Origin of the sequence: Pseudomonas sp. Z1-14, from assembly GCF_051132005.1 — a bacterium.
Lineage (GTDB): Bacteria > Pseudomonadota > Gammaproteobacteria > Pseudomonadales > Pseudomonadaceae > Aquipseudomonas.
On record NZ_CP071646.1, the window covers coordinates 3,726,366 to 3,742,863 of the forward strand.

14 protein-coding genes, 1 tRNA gene and 1 pseudogene are annotated in these 16,498 nt (G+C 60.0%); 8 read left to right on the top strand and 8 right to left on the bottom strand.

Going from position 1 to position 16,498, the window contains the following annotated elements:
• Positions 1-249: 249 nt before the first annotated feature.
• Positions 250-1,362, top strand: a complete 1,113-nt coding sequence (locus J3P89_RS16670) for an ImmA/IrrE family metallo-endopeptidase (protein ID WP_434694965.1) — start codon at positions 250-252, stop codon at positions 1,360-1,362.
• Positions 1,363-1,471: 109 nt separating this feature from the next.
• Here J3P89_RS16670 and J3P89_RS16675 read toward each other — a convergent pair.
• From J3P89_RS16675 to J3P89_RS16705, 7 genes and pseudogenes are all read right to left on the bottom strand, one after another.
• Positions 1,472-3,312: pseudogene (locus J3P89_RS16675) on the bottom strand (tyrosine-type recombinase/integrase).
• Between the two features lie 221 nt (positions 3,313-3,533).
• Positions 3,534-3,609: transfer RNA gene (locus J3P89_RS16680), tRNA-Gly, on the bottom strand.
• 63 nt (positions 3,610-3,672) lie between these two features.
• Positions 3,673-4,233 carry a CDP-diacylglycerol--glycerol-3-phosphate 3-phosphatidyltransferase gene (gene pgsA, locus J3P89_RS16685; RefSeq protein WP_030141409.1) on the bottom strand — a complete coding sequence of 187 codons (561 nt, stop codon included), beginning with the start codon at positions 4,231-4,233 and terminating at the stop codon, positions 3,673-3,675.
• A 32-nt stretch (positions 4,234-4,265) separates the two neighbouring features.
• Positions 4,266-6,089 (bottom strand): excinuclease ABC subunit UvrC, encoded by a 1,824-nt coding sequence (gene uvrC, locus J3P89_RS16690; RefSeq protein ID WP_434568865.1) that lies wholly within the window; start codon positions 6,087-6,089, stop codon positions 4,266-4,268.
• A gap of 2 nt (positions 6,090-6,091) precedes the next feature.
• The gene (gene gacA, locus J3P89_RS16695; RefSeq protein WP_003200277.1) at positions 6,092-6,733 is read right to left on the bottom strand and encodes a response regulator transcription factor GacA; all 642 of its coding nucleotides are present in this window, start codon (positions 6,731-6,733) and stop codon (positions 6,092-6,094) included.
• A 127-nt stretch (positions 6,734-6,860) separates the two neighbouring features.
• Positions 6,861-7,295, bottom strand: a complete 435-nt coding sequence (locus J3P89_RS16700) for a GNAT family N-acetyltransferase (RefSeq protein WP_434694966.1) — start codon at positions 7,293-7,295, stop codon at positions 6,861-6,863.
• Between the two features lie 11 nt (positions 7,296-7,306).
• Positions 7,307-8,053: a carbon-nitrogen hydrolase family protein gene (locus J3P89_RS16705; RefSeq protein WP_434694967.1), complete on the bottom strand. Its 747-nt coding sequence runs from the start codon at positions 8,051-8,053 to the stop codon at positions 7,307-7,309.
• Positions 8,054-8,208: 155 nt separating this feature from the next.
• Here J3P89_RS16705 and J3P89_RS16710 point away from each other — a divergent pair, with 155 nt between their 5' ends.
• Positions 8,209-8,337, top strand: a complete 129-nt coding sequence (locus J3P89_RS16710; protein WP_434694969.1) for a hypothetical protein — start codon at positions 8,209-8,211, stop codon at positions 8,335-8,337.
• Positions 8,338-8,668: 331 nt separating this feature from the next.
• Entirely contained in the window at positions 8,669-9,739 is a 1,071-nt protein-coding gene (locus J3P89_RS16715) for a 3-deoxy-7-phosphoheptulonate synthase (protein ID WP_434694970.1), read from the top strand.
• A 37-nt stretch (positions 9,740-9,776) separates the two neighbouring features.
• Here the strand turns inward: J3P89_RS16715 and J3P89_RS16720 are convergent, their stop codons facing one another.
• Positions 9,777-10,748: a hypothetical protein gene (locus J3P89_RS16720; protein ID WP_434694971.1), complete on the bottom strand. Its 972-nt coding sequence runs from the start codon at positions 10,746-10,748 to the stop codon at positions 9,777-9,779.
• 413 nt (positions 10,749-11,161) lie between these two features.
• On the opposite strand from J3P89_RS16720, the gene J3P89_RS16725 reads away from it, so the two are divergent.
• The 5 genes from J3P89_RS16725 (at position 11,162) to J3P89_RS16745 (ending at position 16,484) form a co-directional block, all read left to right on the top strand.
• Positions 11,162-12,043, top strand: a complete 882-nt coding sequence (locus tag J3P89_RS16725) for an esterase/lipase family protein (protein ID WP_434694972.1) — start codon at positions 11,162-11,164, stop codon at positions 12,041-12,043.
• An 81-nt stretch (positions 12,044-12,124) separates the two neighbouring features.
• The gene (locus J3P89_RS16730; RefSeq protein ID WP_305495285.1) at positions 12,125-12,406 is read left to right on the top strand and encodes a peptidylprolyl isomerase; all 282 of its coding nucleotides are present in this window, start codon (positions 12,125-12,127) and stop codon (positions 12,404-12,406) included.
• A gap of 129 nt (positions 12,407-12,535) precedes the next feature.
• Positions 12,536-14,404 carry an extracellular solute-binding protein gene (locus tag J3P89_RS16735; RefSeq protein WP_434698015.1) on the top strand — a complete coding sequence of 623 codons (1,869 nt, stop codon included), beginning with the start codon at positions 12,536-12,538 and terminating at the stop codon, positions 14,402-14,404.
• Positions 14,404-15,462 carry a microcin C ABC transporter permease YejB gene (locus J3P89_RS16740; protein WP_434694973.1) on the top strand — a complete coding sequence of 353 codons (1,059 nt, stop codon included), beginning with the start codon at positions 14,404-14,406 and terminating at the stop codon, positions 15,460-15,462. The genes J3P89_RS16735 and J3P89_RS16740 overlap by 1 nt, the downstream gene beginning before the upstream one ends.
• Positions 15,462-16,484 (top strand): ABC transporter permease, encoded by a 1,023-nt coding sequence (locus J3P89_RS16745; protein WP_434674116.1) that lies wholly within the window; start codon positions 15,462-15,464, stop codon positions 16,482-16,484. The genes J3P89_RS16740 and J3P89_RS16745 overlap by 1 nt, the downstream gene beginning before the upstream one ends.
• Positions 16,485-16,498: the final 14 nt, after the last annotated feature.

Below are 16,498 nucleotides of genomic sequence, written 5' to 3' on the forward strand. Positions count from 1 at the left end.
CCACTACAAACCTCACTTGGCGGGTATACGTAGATAGTGACCGCAACCCTGATGGGCCGACCCTGACAGTCTCAATCCTGGGTTTCGACACGAACCGGAATGTAATCTGCAAATGGGTTCACAACTACGAGCCTCTGGTCTCGGTTCGCACGACCGCACTGTCGCCAGTCGTTGAGATTGTTGACTCGCTACCAATCCGTCGCGACAAAGACGCCGCACAGACAGAAATGAAAAATACTGACTCGAAAGATGAATAACACGACAGGCCTTCTGCCTTGGGGTGACGAGTTTTCACCCGACAAGCTCCGCCTCGCCAGGTGTGCGGCGGGGCGATCCCTTGCTGAGATTGGTGAGCTACTTGGTGTTACCAGGCAGTACGCGCACAAACTTGAGGTCAACGCGATACCCTCCCCCAATCAACTGGAGCGGCTTTGCGAAGTCCTGCGTGTTGAAGAAAACTTTTTCTTTGCCCCCCGAAAAAGTGGCGTCGAGCTAGAGCAATGCCATTTTCGGAGCGTTCGAGCTTCGACTCTAACTCTCAAAAAAACCATCGCCGCCCAAGTGGAAATGTTCGAGTTGCTGGTTGATGAGCTGGACAAAGAGGTCGCATTTCCTATCGTGGACTTCGCTGCCCTTGATGAACCTGTCACCGGTGCAGGCAAGATTGAATTAGTAGCAGAGCGATTTCGCAGGGAACAAGGATTAGGCTTAGGCCCACTCTCGAATGTGACAAAGTTAGCAGAGAAGATTGGCGTTCTGGTGGTCAACCTTGCAGACGCTGATGACCGAGTTGATGCTTTTTCTCTCTTTAACAAGCGTCCTTTAATTGTTCGCAATACATCCAAGGCCAACCCTGGAAGGCAACGGTTTGACCTGGCTCATGAGCTCGGCCATCTAGTCATGCACCAAGGGATCGAGACAGGGTGTCGTGAAACTGAGGAACAAGCCAACCAGTTCGCCAGTGCACTCTTGATGCCACGAGCAAGCTTCGCAGCCGAATTCCCAACTATGAGAGGGAAGTACCTAAACTGGACAGCGCTCAAAGAGCTAAAACTTCGATGGAAAGTTAGCTTCAAGGCATTAATGTATCGGGCTCGTGCGTTGGATCTGCTAACTGCCGATCAAGCGAAGAGCGGCTTTACCTACCTCGCGCGTAAAGGGTTTACGAAAAGCGAAGAGTTTGACGAGTTGATTCCGATGGAGTCCCCCCTCCTCGTTCAGCGCGCAATCGACTTACTGGACTATACGACTTGGAATCGTGTGCTTGCTGCTGCCGGCTTGAGCACGGAGATGGTGAAGAATCAGTTCATGTTAAACGTACCTATCGCCCCTTTACGGTTAGTGAACAATGCCCAACGCTAGGCCTCCGCCGCACCTCAGGCATCGTGAAGTCCACGCATTCGGGGTGTGCCCGAGCTAGATAGTCCCAAGCAAGCAGCGACATCCGTTATCGCAGCACGAAGACAGCATCTCAGCTTGAACTCAGCGCACTGCAAACGATTCGTGCGGTCCCGTCGAAATTTGCCATATTGAGCACATCGATTGGCGCGCGACCTTTTAATCGCTCATGAGGCTTACAAAGGGCGCCATAAAGCCTCCACGCATCGACATCCGGAAATTGCGCTAGTGCGGCAAGTACCAACTTGTGCCGCAGTGGATCAAGCTGCCAATCGGGAATGCGCTGACCGCGATTCCCTAGGCTCAAAGACAGCAGGCGCCGAGCCTTGATATCGCGGTTGATCTGATCTCGGGATTTGCCTGCCAGTTTGGCGAAGACAAGCAACGGCAAATTATTCGAAGCTTCATAGGTGGCGAGCATCTCGGCGCGCTGACGTTGTATGTCTGATACTTGGGGTTCGCGCAGCTGTTCAGTCTGCGTTGGAGCTGGTAGGACCGGTGAATACTGAGCCGCGTTAAGGACCGGTTCGTTGCTGACGGACATTTTGGAGGCTGGGACCGACGTCGCTGGGAAGCCACTGCTGTACAGAACGGCGTTTGCGTTCGCGCTTTCCAACGAAGGTAACGAAGCTGCACCTTCTAAACGAATGGTCAGCGGAGAGCTTGCCGCTTTCAGCTGGCCCTGTCCCCAAAGATCCAGACGGTTCGCCCAATCCTGCATCATGGTCCGACGCTGCTCGACATACTCCGCATGATTGTAGGCCGCGCTCACCTTGTCCGGATCCGCATGAGAAAGCTGAGCATCCACCCAAACCTTTGGATACCCGATCTCGTTCAGCGCCGTCGAGATCGTCGCCCTCATCCCATGACCAGTGAGTTGATCGGCATACCCCATCCGACGCAACGCGCCATTCAGTGTGTTCTCACTGATACGCTTGTTCAGATCACTTCGATGCGCAAACAAGTAGCGCTGCGCGGGACAACCTGGTCCAGCAAGTGACGCACGATCTCCAGCGCCTGAACCGACAGCGGGACAATGTAGGGCGGTACGTTTTGGATCTGCTTACCTGGCTTTCGCATCGCTAGCTGGAGCTGCTTCACCACCTCCGCCGGTATGACCCACAAACGCTTCTCCAGATCGAACTGGTCGGGCGTCGCCAACCGCAGCTCGCCCGTGCGGACACCGGTCAGCAACAACAATCGAAGGCCAAGGCGGGTTTGGTTTGCGCCACCATAATTTCGAAGAGCAGCCATCAATGCCGGGAGCTCGTCCATACGGAGAAACGGGTTGTGCGTTACGGGAGGTTTGGGAAGTGCGACCACATCGAGGTCTGAAGCCGGGTTGTGTTCGAGCCCCTCGATCTTCACCAGCGCATAGCGGAACAATTGGTTGAACCAGGTCCGGCATTTTTCAGCGGTCGTTAAGGCCTTGCGCTGTTCGATCCTGCTCAGTAAATCCAGCAGATCGTGACGATTGATATCGTAGATGGACCGCCCACCCAGTAGGGGCAGGACGTCTTTACTGAAGATTCTCAAGATCTGCGAGAGCGTGCTTTGACGCCCTTCCTTCAGGCTCAGCCTGCGGAACTCCACCCACTGATTGAACACAGCCTCGAAGGTGTGCTCCTTCGCAGCATGAACAGCAAGCCGCTGTTGTTTGCGATGCTCATAGGGATTGATGCCCTGGGCAACCAAGGTACGGGCTTCATCACGACGGGTACGGGCTTCTTTAAGCCCAATTTGGGGATAACTACCGAGGGACATGCGCTTCTGCTTGCCCGCCCAGTAGTAGCGGAAGAGCCAGACTTTGCCGCCTCTGGCCGTCACATTGAGTGTGAGACCATCACTATCGCCGAGGGTGTAGTCATTACCGGTGATTCGGGCGTGCCGAACTGTCATTTCTGAGAGTGCCATCGCGAGCTCCTGAACAGAGTCAGGGCCAGATGCTCATCTCGTTGCGCAAACTGCTCCAGCATCAAACCGATTCGGTACGCGTCAGGATTCTGGACTCAATCCTGGACTTAAACGCACCGGATAGTGCTGGATTTCAGTGGTTCCCGCTGGAACGAAAAAGGGCCTAAAGGCCCTGATTTCAATCACTTACAGAATTCAGTGGAACTCTGTAGCGCAATATTTGGAGCGGGAAACGAGACTCGAACTCGCGACCCCGACCTTGGCAAGGTCGTGCTCTACCAACTGAGCTATTCCCGCGTCTTGGTGTGGCGCATTCTATAGATTCAAAACACGCCGTCAACCCTTTGATTCAAAAAAGTTTTATTTCGGATCAACGTCAGTCCGCAGGTGCGGCCAGGCGGCGCGCAGGTATTGGACCATTGACCACAATGTCAGGCCTGCGGACACCAGCAGCAATGCGTAACCCAACAGCACCCAGAAGCTGAAGTCCGAAGGGTTCGCCAACAGGATAACCAAGGCCAGCATTTGTGCGGCGGTTTTCCATTTGCCCAGGTTCGATACCGCGACCTGGGCACGGGCGCCCAGTTCGGCCATCCATTCGCGGAGGGCCGATACGACTATTTCGCGTCCGATGATCACCGCTGCCGGCAAGGTCAGCCAGAGGTTGCCGTGTTCCTGCACCAGCAGCACCAGCGCCACCGCGACCATCAGCTTGTCGGCCACCGGGTCGAGGAACGCGCCGAATGGCGTGCTCTGCTCCAGGCGGCGGGCCAGATAGCCGTCGAGCCAGTCTGTTGCGGCGGCGAAGGCGAAGACCGAGGCGGAAGCCACGTAGCTCCAATGGTACGGCAAATAGAACAGCAATATAAAGATCGGGATGAGCAGGACGCGTAGAACGGTAATCAGGTTTGGGATATTCATCGGCACAACTGGCTACGAGGTTGACGGGCATTCTACTCGCTATGCAGGTTCGCATAAATCGACTCTGCGAGCTTTTTACTGATACCGGGTGCTTTGGCTATCTCTTCGATGCTGGCACGAGACAGCTCCTGCAAGCCACCAAAATGTTTCAACAGGTCGCGCCGGCGCGTCGGTCCAACCCCCGCCACGCCTTCCAGCGTAGACGTACGGCGAGTCTTGCCACGCCGGGCGCGGTGGCCGGTGATCGCGAAACGGTGGGCTTCGTCGCGGATCTGCTGGATCAGGTGCAGCGCCGGCGAGTCTCCCTTCAGGGTGAATTCGTGGGCCGCGTCGTTCAGGTAAAGGGTCTCGAAACCGGCCTTGCGCGTGGCGCCCTTGGCAACCCCCAGCAGAATCAGATCCGGGACCGACAATTCATTGAGCACGTCGCGGGCCATGGACAACTGGCCCTTGCCACCGTCCACCAGCAGGATGTCCGGCAACTTGCCCTCGCCGTCCTTCAGCTTGCCGAAGCGCCGCATCAGCGCCTGGTGCATCGCCGCATAATCATCGCCCGGCGTAACGCCCTCGATGTTGTAGCGTCGGTAATCGGACTTGATTGGCCCCTCCGGACCGAACACCACGCAAGAGGCTACCGTCGCCTCGCCGCTGGAGTGACTGATGTCGTAGCACTCCAGTCGCTGCGGTGGTTCATCCAGGTTGAGGACATCGGCAAGGGCTTCGAATCGCGCCGCCACATGCTGGCGGTTGGCCAAGCGCGCGCCTAGCGCCTGTTCCGCGTTGGTCACGGCCAGTTGCTGCCAGCGCGCCCGAGTGCCGCGCACACGGTGACTGATGGTCAGTTCGCGACCGCGGAGCTTGTCGATGGCCTCGATCAGGGTCGGGAAGTCTTCATGCACCACGTTGACAATCAACTCGCTGGGCAAATCGCGCTCCGGGCTGCTGACGTAGTACTGGCCGAGAAAAGCCGCCATGACTTCGGCCACGTCTTCCTCGATACCGACCTGGGGGAAGAAGTTCTTGCTGCCCAAAACACGGCCGCCGCGCACGCTGATCAGGTGGACGCAGGCGCCGCCGGGGTTGATGAACGCCGCAACGACATCGACATCGCCGCTGCCGCCTTCCATGCTCTGCTGGTCCTGCACACGGCGCAGCAGCCCGATCTGGTCGCGCAGCTCCGCGGCGCGTTCGAATTCGAGGTTGATCGATGCCTCTTCCATCGCTGCTGACAACTCGTCGGTCAGCGCATTGCTGCGTCCCTCCAGGAACATCACCGAGTGACGTACGTCTTCAGCGTAAATCTCGGGCTCGACAAGCCCGACACACGGGGCCTTGCAGCGCTTGATCTGGTATTGCAGGCACGGCCGGGTGCGGTTCTTGTAGTAGCTGTCCTCGCACTGGCGAACGAAGAAGGTTTTCTGTAGCAGGCTCAGGCTTTCACGAATGGCCCCAGCGCTGGGGTAAGGACCGAAATACCGCCCCTTGGCCTTCTTGGCCCCGCGATGAATGCTCAGGCGCGGAAACGCTCCGTCCGACAGGAACACGTACGGGTAGGACTTGTCGTCGCGCAGCAGGATGTTATAGGGCGGGCGCCATTCCTTGATCAGCGTCTGCTCAAGCAGCAGTGCTTCCGTTTCGTTGGACGTGATGGTCGTTTCGATCTGCGCGATGCGCCCCACCAGGGCCGCAGTCTTCGGCGCGAGGCCGGTCTTGCGGAAATAACTGGCCAGGCGCTTCTTGAGATTCTTGGCCTTGCCGACATAAAGCAGGCGCGCGTCGCTGTCGAACATGCGGTACACGCCAGGGCGACCGCTGCAGGTGGACAGAAAAGCGCTGGGATCAAACTGTTCGGTCATTTTCAGGCGCTGGCATCGACCATGCCGTGGCGCACCGCCAGCAGCGTCAACTCGACATCACTGCTGATCGAAAGCTTTTCGAAGATACGGTAACGGTAGGTATTGACGGTCTTGGGTGACAGGCAAAGCTTGTCGGAGATGATCTGGACCTTCTGGCAGCCGACGATCATCAGCGCGATCTGGATTTCCCGCTCGGACAACGCATCGAAGGGCGAGTCGTTGGTCGGCTGGAAAGACTTGATCGCCAGTTGCTGGGCGATCTGCGGGCTGATGTAGCGCTGGCCGGCAAACACCAGGCGGATGGCCTGGACCATCTCGTTCAAGCCAGCGCCCTTGGTCAGGTAACCCGCCGCGCCCGCTTGCAGCAGCCGGGTCGGAAACGGGTCTTCTTCACAGACGGTCACCGCGACAACCTTGATGTCCGGATGGCTGCGCAGCAGTTTACGCGTAGCTTCGAGGCCGCCGATGCCCGGCATCTTGACGTCCATCAACACCACATCGGGTTTCAACTCCCGCGCCTTGATCAGGGATTCTTCCCCGGACTCGGCCTGGCCAACCACTTGCAGGCCATCGATGTCAGCCAGCATCCGTGTAATGCCCGTACGGACGAGATCATGGTCGTCGACCACTAACACCCTAATCAAGCAGACACCTCACGATTTGGTCTTGTATGGGTTGCCTCACACCTTAGCAAAAAGCATTCGGCAGACCTAGCGCAAAGGGGCAGATAAAAGTTACAACACATCTTCATGAAATCCGACATCCGCAGCCTCAAGCGGCAACGTCCCGCTGCATTCTCAGGAAACATTCATCCTCGCCGACGACCCGCAGCCCCATGCGTTCGTAGAGCTGCCTGGCCGGATTATCCTTGAACACGGTCAGGCGCAACGCGGGGCGACGCTCCACCGCCACCATCCCCCAGACCTGTCCGATCGCCCAGGTTCCGGCCCCCTGCCCATGAAACGCCTTGTCAATCTGCAACTCCCGGATATACAGCGCACGGGCGTCGCGGCTGAGGCTGACGAAACCCAGCGCCTGGTCACCCCGATGGATGATCCAGTTCTGGCGAATCACCCAGGCCAGGTCAAACGCTTCGTCCTGCCACAGCAAATCATGACGCAGATAATAGGGAAGCATATTGCTGCACGTCAGTTGTCGGGCGAATTCGATATCATCGACTTCAGCCGGGCGCCATTCGAACATCATTTTAGACCTCGTCAAAGCGGCACCACCTGCCCTTCCCAGCCGCTGCCCTGGGGACGAGCCATGACCAGAAGCTCGCCGACGCCTGGCGCCGCGGCTATCAGCGAACCATCGGCCGCCCAGATCGCGCTGCGACCAGCCGACTCCCACCCTCCGGTAGCGCCACCGTGATTGGCCATCAGGACCATCATGGCGTGTTGTCGGGCGTAACCTTGCAGCAACGTCGTGTCCGCTACATAGCCTCCCTCGGTTATCAACACGCCGGCTGCATATAGCGTCGCGCCCTGCTCCGCGGCTGCCGCCGCATGGCTGGCCTGGGAAAAATCGGCGCACACCGCCAACGCCACGCGATCCGCGCCCATCGCCAGGATCGAACCGCCGTGACCGGGCGCGAAAGCGATTTCTTCTCCAGCGTGCAGATGCTGTTTGCTGTAGACCCCAAGGGAGCCATCCGCACCGAGCACCAATGCGCCAATCAGCACCGGGGCGTCGGCCGCGAGGCGAATCGGCATGCCGACCACCGCAGTCAGGCCGAGCTCCCGCGCCAGGTCGCGCAGCGGCTGCAACACAACATCCTCCGGCAAGATAGCCAGTTCCGCGGCCAGCCCTCGCTCGTACCCGGTGAGCGAAAGTTCTGGAAACACCAGCAACCCCACATTCCGATCGGCGGCGGACTCCATGAAGCGCTGATGATGGATAAGGTTGCCGGCAATGTCCCCTGGAATGGAAATCGATTGGGCGGCAGCAAAGGCTCGGCTCATGGTGCGTCCTTGACGGAGCAGACAAAGGGCTGAGTTTGTCACAAAGCCCGCCGGACTCAAGCGGGGTGGACGGCGTCATCAATCCGATAGGATTTTCTTATTGAACCGGCGCGCCTCGCTCTAGTAAGCTGCGGGTCATTCATCGGAGACAGACCATGTTCAACGCCCTTGCACAGCTTCACACCGCCAGCGCCCTGCGCTCGGTTGCGGCTGCCCGGGTGAGCAGTGTCCAGACTCCGGTCAGCTTTTATTTTGGGTATTGGTTTAGCCACTGGCGCGCCTGATACCCAACCGGCGCCCATTTCAAACGGGTCGCCTACCAGAGTTTTCCAAACCCCCGGTCGGCCTCCCGACCGGGGGTTTTGTTTTTCAGGCCCCAGACAATTGCAGCACCAGACAACTTGAGGATCGAACCATGAACTACGCCACTTATTACCGTTACGACAGTTTTGCCGCCTGGCGATTTACCAGCCACCGCTCGGGACAGCCTGCCGCCTCCGATCGGTCACCTACCGGTGGCATGCCTCCATTGCCGGCCATCACGGCCAATTGTCGAACACCCCAATAGGGCCGGCGCGCGGGAACGAACCCGCTGCTCGCCCAGGAAGCCAGATCATGAATTCGTCCGTTTCTGCTTTGCCACTGTCCACCCTCACGCCTGCCAATGAAGCGCTGACCCTGCGTCTGCCAAGCGCTCTGCAGCTCAAACAGCAATTGCCGCTCGCCACTGCGCTGAGCCAACAGGTCGACACCCATCGCCAAGCGGTGCGTGCGATCCTCGACGGCGAGGACTCCCGCCTGCTGGTCATCGTTGGCCCCTGCTCGATCCACGATCCCGAGTCTGCGCTTGAATACGCTGCCAACCTGGCGCGCCTCGCCCGCGAAGTGAGCGACAGCATGCTGCTGGTCATGCGCGCCTATGTCGAGAAGCCCCGCACCACCATCGGTTGGAAAGGCCTGGCCTACGACCCCGATCTGGACGGCAGTGACGACATGGCTGCCGGCTTGAACCTGTCACGGGAACTGATGAGAGAGATGCTGCGACTCGGCCTGCCGATCGCCACTGAATTGCTGCAGCCCATGGCCGCTGGCTACTTCGACGACCTGCTCAGCTGGGTCGCCATCGGTGCCCGGACCACGGAATCGCAGATTCACCGGGAAATGGCCAGTGGCCTCGGCATGCCGGTCGGTTTCAAGAACGGCACGGACGGCGGGGTCGGCATCGCCTGCGACGCCATGCGCTCCGCCGCCCACCCTCACCGGCATTTCGGCGTCGACAGCCAGGGGCACCCGGCGATCGTCCAGACCCAGGGCAACCCCGACACTCACCTGGTGCTGCGCGGCGGCCATCGCGGGCCTAACTATGATCGCCAGAGCGTGGCGCAGATACACGACGACCTCACCCGCCTCAAAATCCCGGCCCGGATCATGGTCGATTGCAGCCATGCCAACAGCGGCAAGGACCCGTTGCGCCAGCCGCAGGTGTTCAATGACGTATTGGAACAGCGTCTGCAAGGAAACCGTGCCCTCATTGGCATGATGCTGGAAAGCCATCTGTTTGAGGGTTGCCAACCATTGGGGCCGACGATGCGCTACGGCGTGTCGGTGACCGATGGATGCCTTGGCTGGGAGGCCACCGAGCGACTGCTGCGCCAGGCCGATCACTCGTTGCGATTGCAGGCCTGACGCACCCGACAGGCCCTCCGTGAAGGGAGGGCCTCGCTCAACCAGGCGCCCGGGTACGCACCTCGATAGTGATCTCCGCAGACCGCTGGCTGACATCGTCCAGTCGCTCCACCTGATAAAACAGTTGCACCGACCTGTTTCGCTGCTCCTGCCAATAGGCGGCCGGCACCTCGAAGACAAGCGGCTGGCCGACCATCGCCTCGGTGATTTCCCGCTCCTGCACATGGGTATAGGTCCCGTTGCATTGCAGGCCGACCCATTCGCCCGCCGCCAGTCCGGTGCCATCGATGACCACCGTCACCGGGCCTTGCAGCGTTTCGATATCGAGCCCTCCTTCGTTCAGCGCCGCGACCTCGGGCGCCTTCAGCGCAGGGCGCACCAAGGGGCCGATATGCATCGACAAAGACTCGGCCTGGCGTGCCGAGCGGCCATGCCTGACAACATAGCCCAGGCTCAACCGGTGGCCGACATACGGGGCCAGGTGCGAATAATCGACCCAGAATGACACTTCACGCCCCAATACATGTTCCTCGATGTGCAGCACGTCATGCCAAAGCGCCTTGGAATCCTGGCTGACACTCAAGGCCAGCCGATCACCGACCGCCATCCTTGAATAAGGCCGAATGGTCACCCGCGTTCCTTCGGGCACCCGGGCGGGATCGAGGCTGCCACCCACCGCATCATCGGCAATCGGCGGCAACAGCAGCTCGGGCCTGTCGCCGACCTCAAGTTGCAGGGCTTGCGACCCCAGCACGCCGGAGATCCACTTTCCGGCTACCTGGTAGGAGATCTCCAGCGAACCTCCGTCGAGCTCGGCGATATGCGGTTCACGAACAACAAAAACCACGTCACGTCCGACCTGCCGCTCGGTGATAAACCTGCTGGTTTCATGCCGGTAGGGGTCGCCTTCGTTATTGAGCCCATGCCAACGCAGCCGCACTTCATCACCACTCGTCATCGTCGGATACGGCTTGATCGTGATCACGGCCTTGTTCCAGGCCGGATCCACCACGCCTCCCTTGGCCTTCGCCAGGGAAGGCGCTGGCAGTCTCGCACAGCATGGGTCGCTACTGTTCTGCGGCGATGGGTAAGTCTTCATTTTCACGTTCCAGTCCTTTGGAGAAAGCGCCATGCACATCACGGCGCCGCTGAAGTCATTTGAACCCGCCCGCGGCAAATGCGCAGTCAGACAAGTCGACCATGATCGGTGGGCTGTTGCGCCGAGTGTTGTAGCTGCCAGCCGCGACGACTATCGGAAGTATCCCGGACCGTCGGCATCGTCCGCCTACCAAGTGAATTTTCCTGCTTTTTCTATTCCAGTTTCCCTGGCTTACCGCGGCTTGGTCCTACACCGCTCGCTTGTCGCCTGCATTAGAGTGGTGCCGGCAAATCCAGGTGAACATCTTCGAAAAAGGTACGAACATGCAACGGAATGCAAACACTCACTTTCCTATCCTGCTGGTCCATGGGTTGTTCGGGTTCGACAGGATCGGCGCCTTCGGGCTCTTTGAGAACGTCAAACAGGCTTTGCGCACCGCCGGCGCGCGGGTCTTCATCCCGTATCTGTCGGCTACCCATTGCAATGAAGCCCGTGGTGAACAACTGCTGACGCAGATCGACCGGGTCCTGGAAGGAACCGGCTCCACCCGGGTCAACCTGATCGGGCATGGCCAAGGTGCGCTGGCGGCACGTTATGCCGGGGCAACCGCCCCCGAACGAGTCGCCTCGGTCACCTCTGTCAGCGGCCCCAACCAGGGCTCGGAACTGGCCGACTTCCTGCGCAAGGCCCTGACTCCCGGGCGATTGCCGGAGCATGTGGCGAACCGGGTCGCAACACTCTTCGCCGACTTCATCTCGGCACTCAGCGGCCATACCCGGCTTCCACAGAACGCCATCGCGGCGCTGGCGGCATTGACGACGGAAAGCGTGGGCGCGTTCAACGACCGATACCCCCAGGGCCTGCCCCGAAACTGGGGCGGCAACGGGCCGCAGCTGGTCAACGGCGTTCGCTACTACTCCTGGAGCGGCACGCTGCAAGACATCCCTGGCGAAGCCTGCGGTGCAGCAGGTCCGCTGCATGATTTCTGCCGGGCCTTTTCCGAATACTTCACTACCGAAGCCGGACAGAACGATGGCATCGTCGGGCGCTTCAGTTCCCACCTGGGCAAGGTCATTCGCTCCGATTACCCACTGGACCATTTGCACGCCATTAATCACGCGAACGCCAGCGGACACAGCAAGGGAACGGACCCGCTAGCGCTCTATATAAGGCACGCCGAGCGTTTGCGAATCGTCGGACTCTGATCGACACGTCGCATTTTTGACAACAAAGCCCTACTGATTCCGGTAGGCTGGACGTTTTGAAAACACTGAAGGAGATTTCCCATGGCCAAAGCCACTGCCCGCCACATCCTGGTATCCAGCGAAGAAAAGTGCAACGAACTCAAGACCCAGATCGAAGCCGGCGCTGACTTCGCCGAGGTCGCCAAGGCGAACTCCAGCTGCCCGTCCAGCCGTCAGGGCGGTGACCTGGGCTCGTTCGGTCCAGGCCAGATGGTCAAGGAATTCGACACCGTGGTGTTCAGCGCCCCGATCAATGTGGTCCAGGGCCCGGTCAAGACCCAGTTTGGCTATCACCTGCTGGAAGTGACCAGCCGCCAGGACTGATCCCGGTTTATCGACATGATGGCCCGCCCTTTGGTGGGCCGTCATGTTTGCATGATGCGAGGGGCTGGCGATGAGCGCGCCGCTCGCGTACAAATCATGGTCATCGATCACCCGGCTCTAAGGCTGACAATGCGACTGGCGTTTCCCTCCTGGCTACTCACTGCCGTGGTCCTGCTGACAGGCGCCGCAGGTGTGAGCGCCGCCCCCCAACATGCCCTGACTGTTTATGGCGAGCCGGCCAGATACGCCGAAGGCTTCGGCCACTTTGCCTATGCCAATCCCCAGGCCCCCAAGGGCGGCACGATGCGCCGCTCGGCCATCGAGATCGGTCATTTCGACCATATCCTGCCCTATATAGACAAAGGCATCGGTGTCAGCCAGGTCGACGGCATGCTCTATGCGCCGCTGGCCCAGCGTTCGCTGGACGAGCCCTACACCGTCTACGGCCTGGTGGCCGAGAAGATGGAACGGGCCGAGGATGGCCTGTCGCTGCGCTTCTACCTGAACCCCAAAGCCCGCTTCGCCGACGGCAAGCCCATCACCGCCGAGGACGTGCGCTACAGCTTCGAGCTGCTGATGACCCAGGGCAGCCTGCGCTACCGCACACAGTTCGCCGCGGTCAAAGGCGTCGTGGTGGAATCGCCTCGCAGCGTTCGTTTTGATTTCAAGAACAACGAAAACCGCACGCTACCATTGGATGTTGCCACCCTGCCGGTGTTTCCCGAGCATTGGTGGAAAACCCGCGACTTCGCCAATGGCGGCGGCTACGAAGCCCCGCTGGGCAGTGGTCCGTACCGGGTGAGCAAAGTCGACTCGGGTCGCAGCATCACTTTCGAACGCAATGCAGACTGGTGGGGCAAGGATCTGCCGGTCAGTCGCGGCTTGTATAATTTCGACCATTTCAGCATTGAATATTTCGGCGATACCGATGTGGCCCGACAGGTCCTGCGTGGCGGCGCCTACGACTACAACCGCGAGTTTTCCGCCACCGGTTTTGCCATCGGCTACGACAGCCCGGCCCTGCGCGACGGTCGCCTGCAAAAGGCCCACCTCGCCACCGAAGCGCCGCAGCCGGCACAGGGCTTCGTGTTCAACCTGCAACGCCCGCAGTTCCAGGACCGCCGCGTACGCCAGGCGCTGGCCATGCTCTGGGATTTCGAATGGAGCAATCGCCAGATGATGCGCAATGCCTATGTGCGTCAGCAGAGTTTCTTTTCCAACACCGACCTCGCCGCCCGGCAACTCCCCGATGCGGCGGAACTGGCGATCCTCGAACCGTTGCGCGGCAAAGTCCCGGATGAGGTGTTCACGCAGGTATTCGAGGCGCCGAAAACCGACGGCAGCGGCGTGATCCGTGACAAACAGCTGCAAGCCCTGGCGCTGCTCGAACAGGCCGGCTGGAAGCCCCACGGCGACCGGTTGGTGAATGCCGAAGGCGAGCCCCTGAGCTTCACGTTCCTGAATACCCAGAACGGTATCGACCGTCTGTTGCTGCCCTACAAGCGGACCCTGGCCCAAATCGGCATCGACATGAGCATCCGGCGCATCGACTCGTCCCAGTACGTCAACCGCCTGATGAGTCGCGACTACGACATGATCATCACCGGTTACCCCGTGAGCACCTCGCCCGGCATGGAACTCTACAATTATTTCGGCTCGGCGGCCGCCAATGATCCGGGCGCAAACAACTACATGGCTCTGCAGAACCCAGCCGTGGATGCCCTCATCGACGGCCTGGTCAAGGCCACCACCCAGAGCGACATGCTCCGCCATGCCCACGCCCTGGACCGGGTACTGCAATGGAATTACTACTGGATCCCCAACTATTACCCACCCGGCAGCTCGACCGTATGGTGGAATCGCTTCGGCATGCCGAAGGTCCAGGCCAGCAATGACGAAGCCATCGAAAGCTGGTGGGAAGTCAGCACCACGCCGTTGACCAACGAACAGATGACCGCCGAACGCATCAAGCGCAGCGCACCCGGAGGACATCACTGATGTGGGCTTATATTGCACGGCGCCTGCTGCTGATCATCCCGACGCTGGTGATCATTCTGCTGGTGAACTTCGTGATCGTGCAGGCCGCACCGGGCGGGCCGGTCGAACAGGCCATCGCCCACCTGCAAGGTATCGGCGGCGCCAGTGTCGGCAGCTCGGGTAATGCCATGGCCGGCAGCTCGCGCGCCAGCCGTGGCCTGGACCCGCAACTGATCCAGGACATCGAGAAACAGTACGGTTTCGACAAGCCCGCCCACGAACGCCTGTGGCTGATGCTCACCAGCTATGCCCGCCTGGATTTCGGCAAGAGCTTTTTCCGCGGCGCCACGGTCACCGACCTGATCCTGGAAAAGATGCCGGTGACCATTTCCCTCGGGCTCTGGGCGACGCTGATCACTTACCTGGTGTCGATTCCGCTGGGCATTCGCAAGGCCGTGCACCACGGTTCGGCATTCGACGTGTGGAGCAGCACCGCGATCATCATCGGCTATGCGATGCCGGCGTTCCTGTTCGCCATGTTCCTGATCGTCATGTTCGCCGGCGGCACCTCGCTCAATTGGTTCCCCGTGCGCGGACTGGTGTCGGACAACTTCGAATCACTATCGACGCTGGGCAAGATCGCCGATTACTTCTGGCATTTGGTGCTGCCCGTCACGTCGCTGGTCATCGGCGGCTTTGCCACCCTGACGATCCTGACCAAAAATTCGTTTCTCAACGAAATCACCCGTCAATACGTGGTGACGGCACGGGCCAAAGGCATGAGCGAACGGCGCGTGTTGTACGGCCACGTGTTTCGCAACGCGATGCTGCTGGTGGTCTCGGGCATTCCCCAGGCATTCATCAGCGTGTTCTTCGCCGGCTCGTTGCTGATCGAGGTCATTTTCTCCCTCGATGGCCTGGGGCGCATGAGTTATGAAGCCGCCGTGTCCCGAGATTATCCGGTGGTGTTCGGCTCGCTGTTCATCTTCACCCTGTTCGGCCTGCTGATAAAGCTCATCGGTGACCTCTGCTACACCCTGGTGGACCCGCGTATCGACTTCGCCGCGAGGAACGCCTGATGTTCAAGTTCTCGCCCTTGGGCCGGCGGCGTTTCGAGCGCTTCAAGAAAAACCGTCGTGGCTGGTGGTCGCTGTGGCTGTTCATCGGCCTGTTCGCCCTGACCCTGGGCGGTGAACTGATCGCCAACGACAAGCCATGGGTGGTGAGCTATCAGGGCTCGCTGTACTTCCCGGTTTTCAAGCGCTACACCGAGCAGGAATTTGGCGGTCAGTTGCCGTTCCAGGCCGACTATCGCAGCAACTATGTACAGAACCTGATTCACAAGGATGGCGGCTGGCTGCTCTTCCCGCCCATTCCTTTCAGCGACGACACGCCCAACTACGACCTCAACCAGCCGGCGCCAAGCCCGCCATCGACGGTCAATTGGCTGGGCACCGATGATCAGGCCCGTGATGTGCTGGCGCGGGTGATCTTCGGCGCGCGGGTGTCGATCCTGTTCGCCCTGGCCCTGACCGCCATCAGTGCGCTGATCGGAATTACCGCCGGCGCCTTGCAGGGCTATTACGGCGGCTGGGTGGATCTGCTCGGGCAACGGTTGCTGGAAGTCTGGTCCGGGTTGCCGGTGCTCTATCTGTTGATCATCCTGTCCGGTTTCGTGGAACCGAATTTCTGGTGGCTGCTGGGGATCATGGCGCTGTTCTCCTGGCTGGCGCTGGTGGACGTGGTACGCGCCGAGTTCTTGCGCGGGCGCAACCTGGAGTACGTGAAAGCGGCGCGGGCCTTGGGCCTGACCGACCGCAAGGTGATCGTGCGACACATTCTGCCCAACGCCATGAACGCGACCTTGAGCTACCTGCCGTTCATCCTCACCGGCGCGATATCCACCCTGACGGCCCTGGACTTTCTCGGCTTCGGCATGCCGGCCGGCAGCGCGTCCCTGGGTGAGTTGATCGCCCAGGGCAAACAGAACCTGCAAGCGCCGTGGCTGGGATTGACGGCGTTCTTCACCCTGGCACTGATTCTGTCGCTGCTGGTGTTCATTGGCGAGGCGTTGCGCGACGCCTTTGATCCCCGGTCTTGAAGCGGAGCTTTTAG

What these genes read in the sequence shown, in the direction of transcription:
- J3P89_RS16670 (WP_434694965.1), top strand. Translation starts at nt 250, where the DNA reads ATGAATAACACGACAGGCCTTCTGCCTTGGGGTGACGAGTTTTCACCC.
- pgsA (WP_030141409.1), bottom strand. Translation starts at nt 4,233, where the DNA reads ATGAATATCCCAAACCTGATTACCGTTCTACGCGTCCTGCTCATCCCG.
- uvrC (WP_434568865.1), bottom strand. Translation starts at nt 6,089, where the DNA reads ATGACCGAACAGTTTGATCCCAGCGCTTTTCTGTCCACCTGCAGCGGT.
- J3P89_RS16700 (WP_434694966.1), bottom strand. Translation starts at nt 7,295, where the DNA reads ATGATGTTCGAATGGCGCCCGGCTGAAGTCGATGATATCGAATTCGCC.
- J3P89_RS16705 (WP_434694967.1), bottom strand. Translation starts at nt 8,053, where the DNA reads ATGAGCCGAGCCTTTGCTGCCGCCCAATCGATTTCCATTCCAGGGGAC.
- J3P89_RS16710 (WP_434694969.1), top strand. Translation starts at nt 8,209, where the DNA reads ATGTTCAACGCCCTTGCACAGCTTCACACCGCCAGCGCCCTGCGCTCG.
- J3P89_RS16715 (WP_434694970.1), top strand. Translation starts at nt 8,669, where the DNA reads ATGAATTCGTCCGTTTCTGCTTTGCCACTGTCCACCCTCACGCCTGCC.
- J3P89_RS16725 (WP_434694972.1), top strand. Translation starts at nt 11,162, where the DNA reads ATGCAACGGAATGCAAACACTCACTTTCCTATCCTGCTGGTCCATGGG.
- J3P89_RS16730 (WP_305495285.1), top strand. Translation starts at nt 12,125, where the DNA reads ATGGCCAAAGCCACTGCCCGCCACATCCTGGTATCCAGCGAAGAAAAG.
- J3P89_RS16735 (WP_434698015.1), top strand. Translation starts at nt 12,536, where the DNA reads ATGCGACTGGCGTTTCCCTCCTGGCTACTCACTGCCGTGGTCCTGCTG.
- J3P89_RS16740 (WP_434694973.1), top strand. Translation starts at nt 14,404, where the DNA reads ATGTGGGCTTATATTGCACGGCGCCTGCTGCTGATCATCCCGACGCTG.
- J3P89_RS16745 (WP_434674116.1), top strand. Translation starts at nt 15,462, where the DNA reads ATGTTCAAGTTCTCGCCCTTGGGCCGGCGGCGTTTCGAGCGCTTCAAG.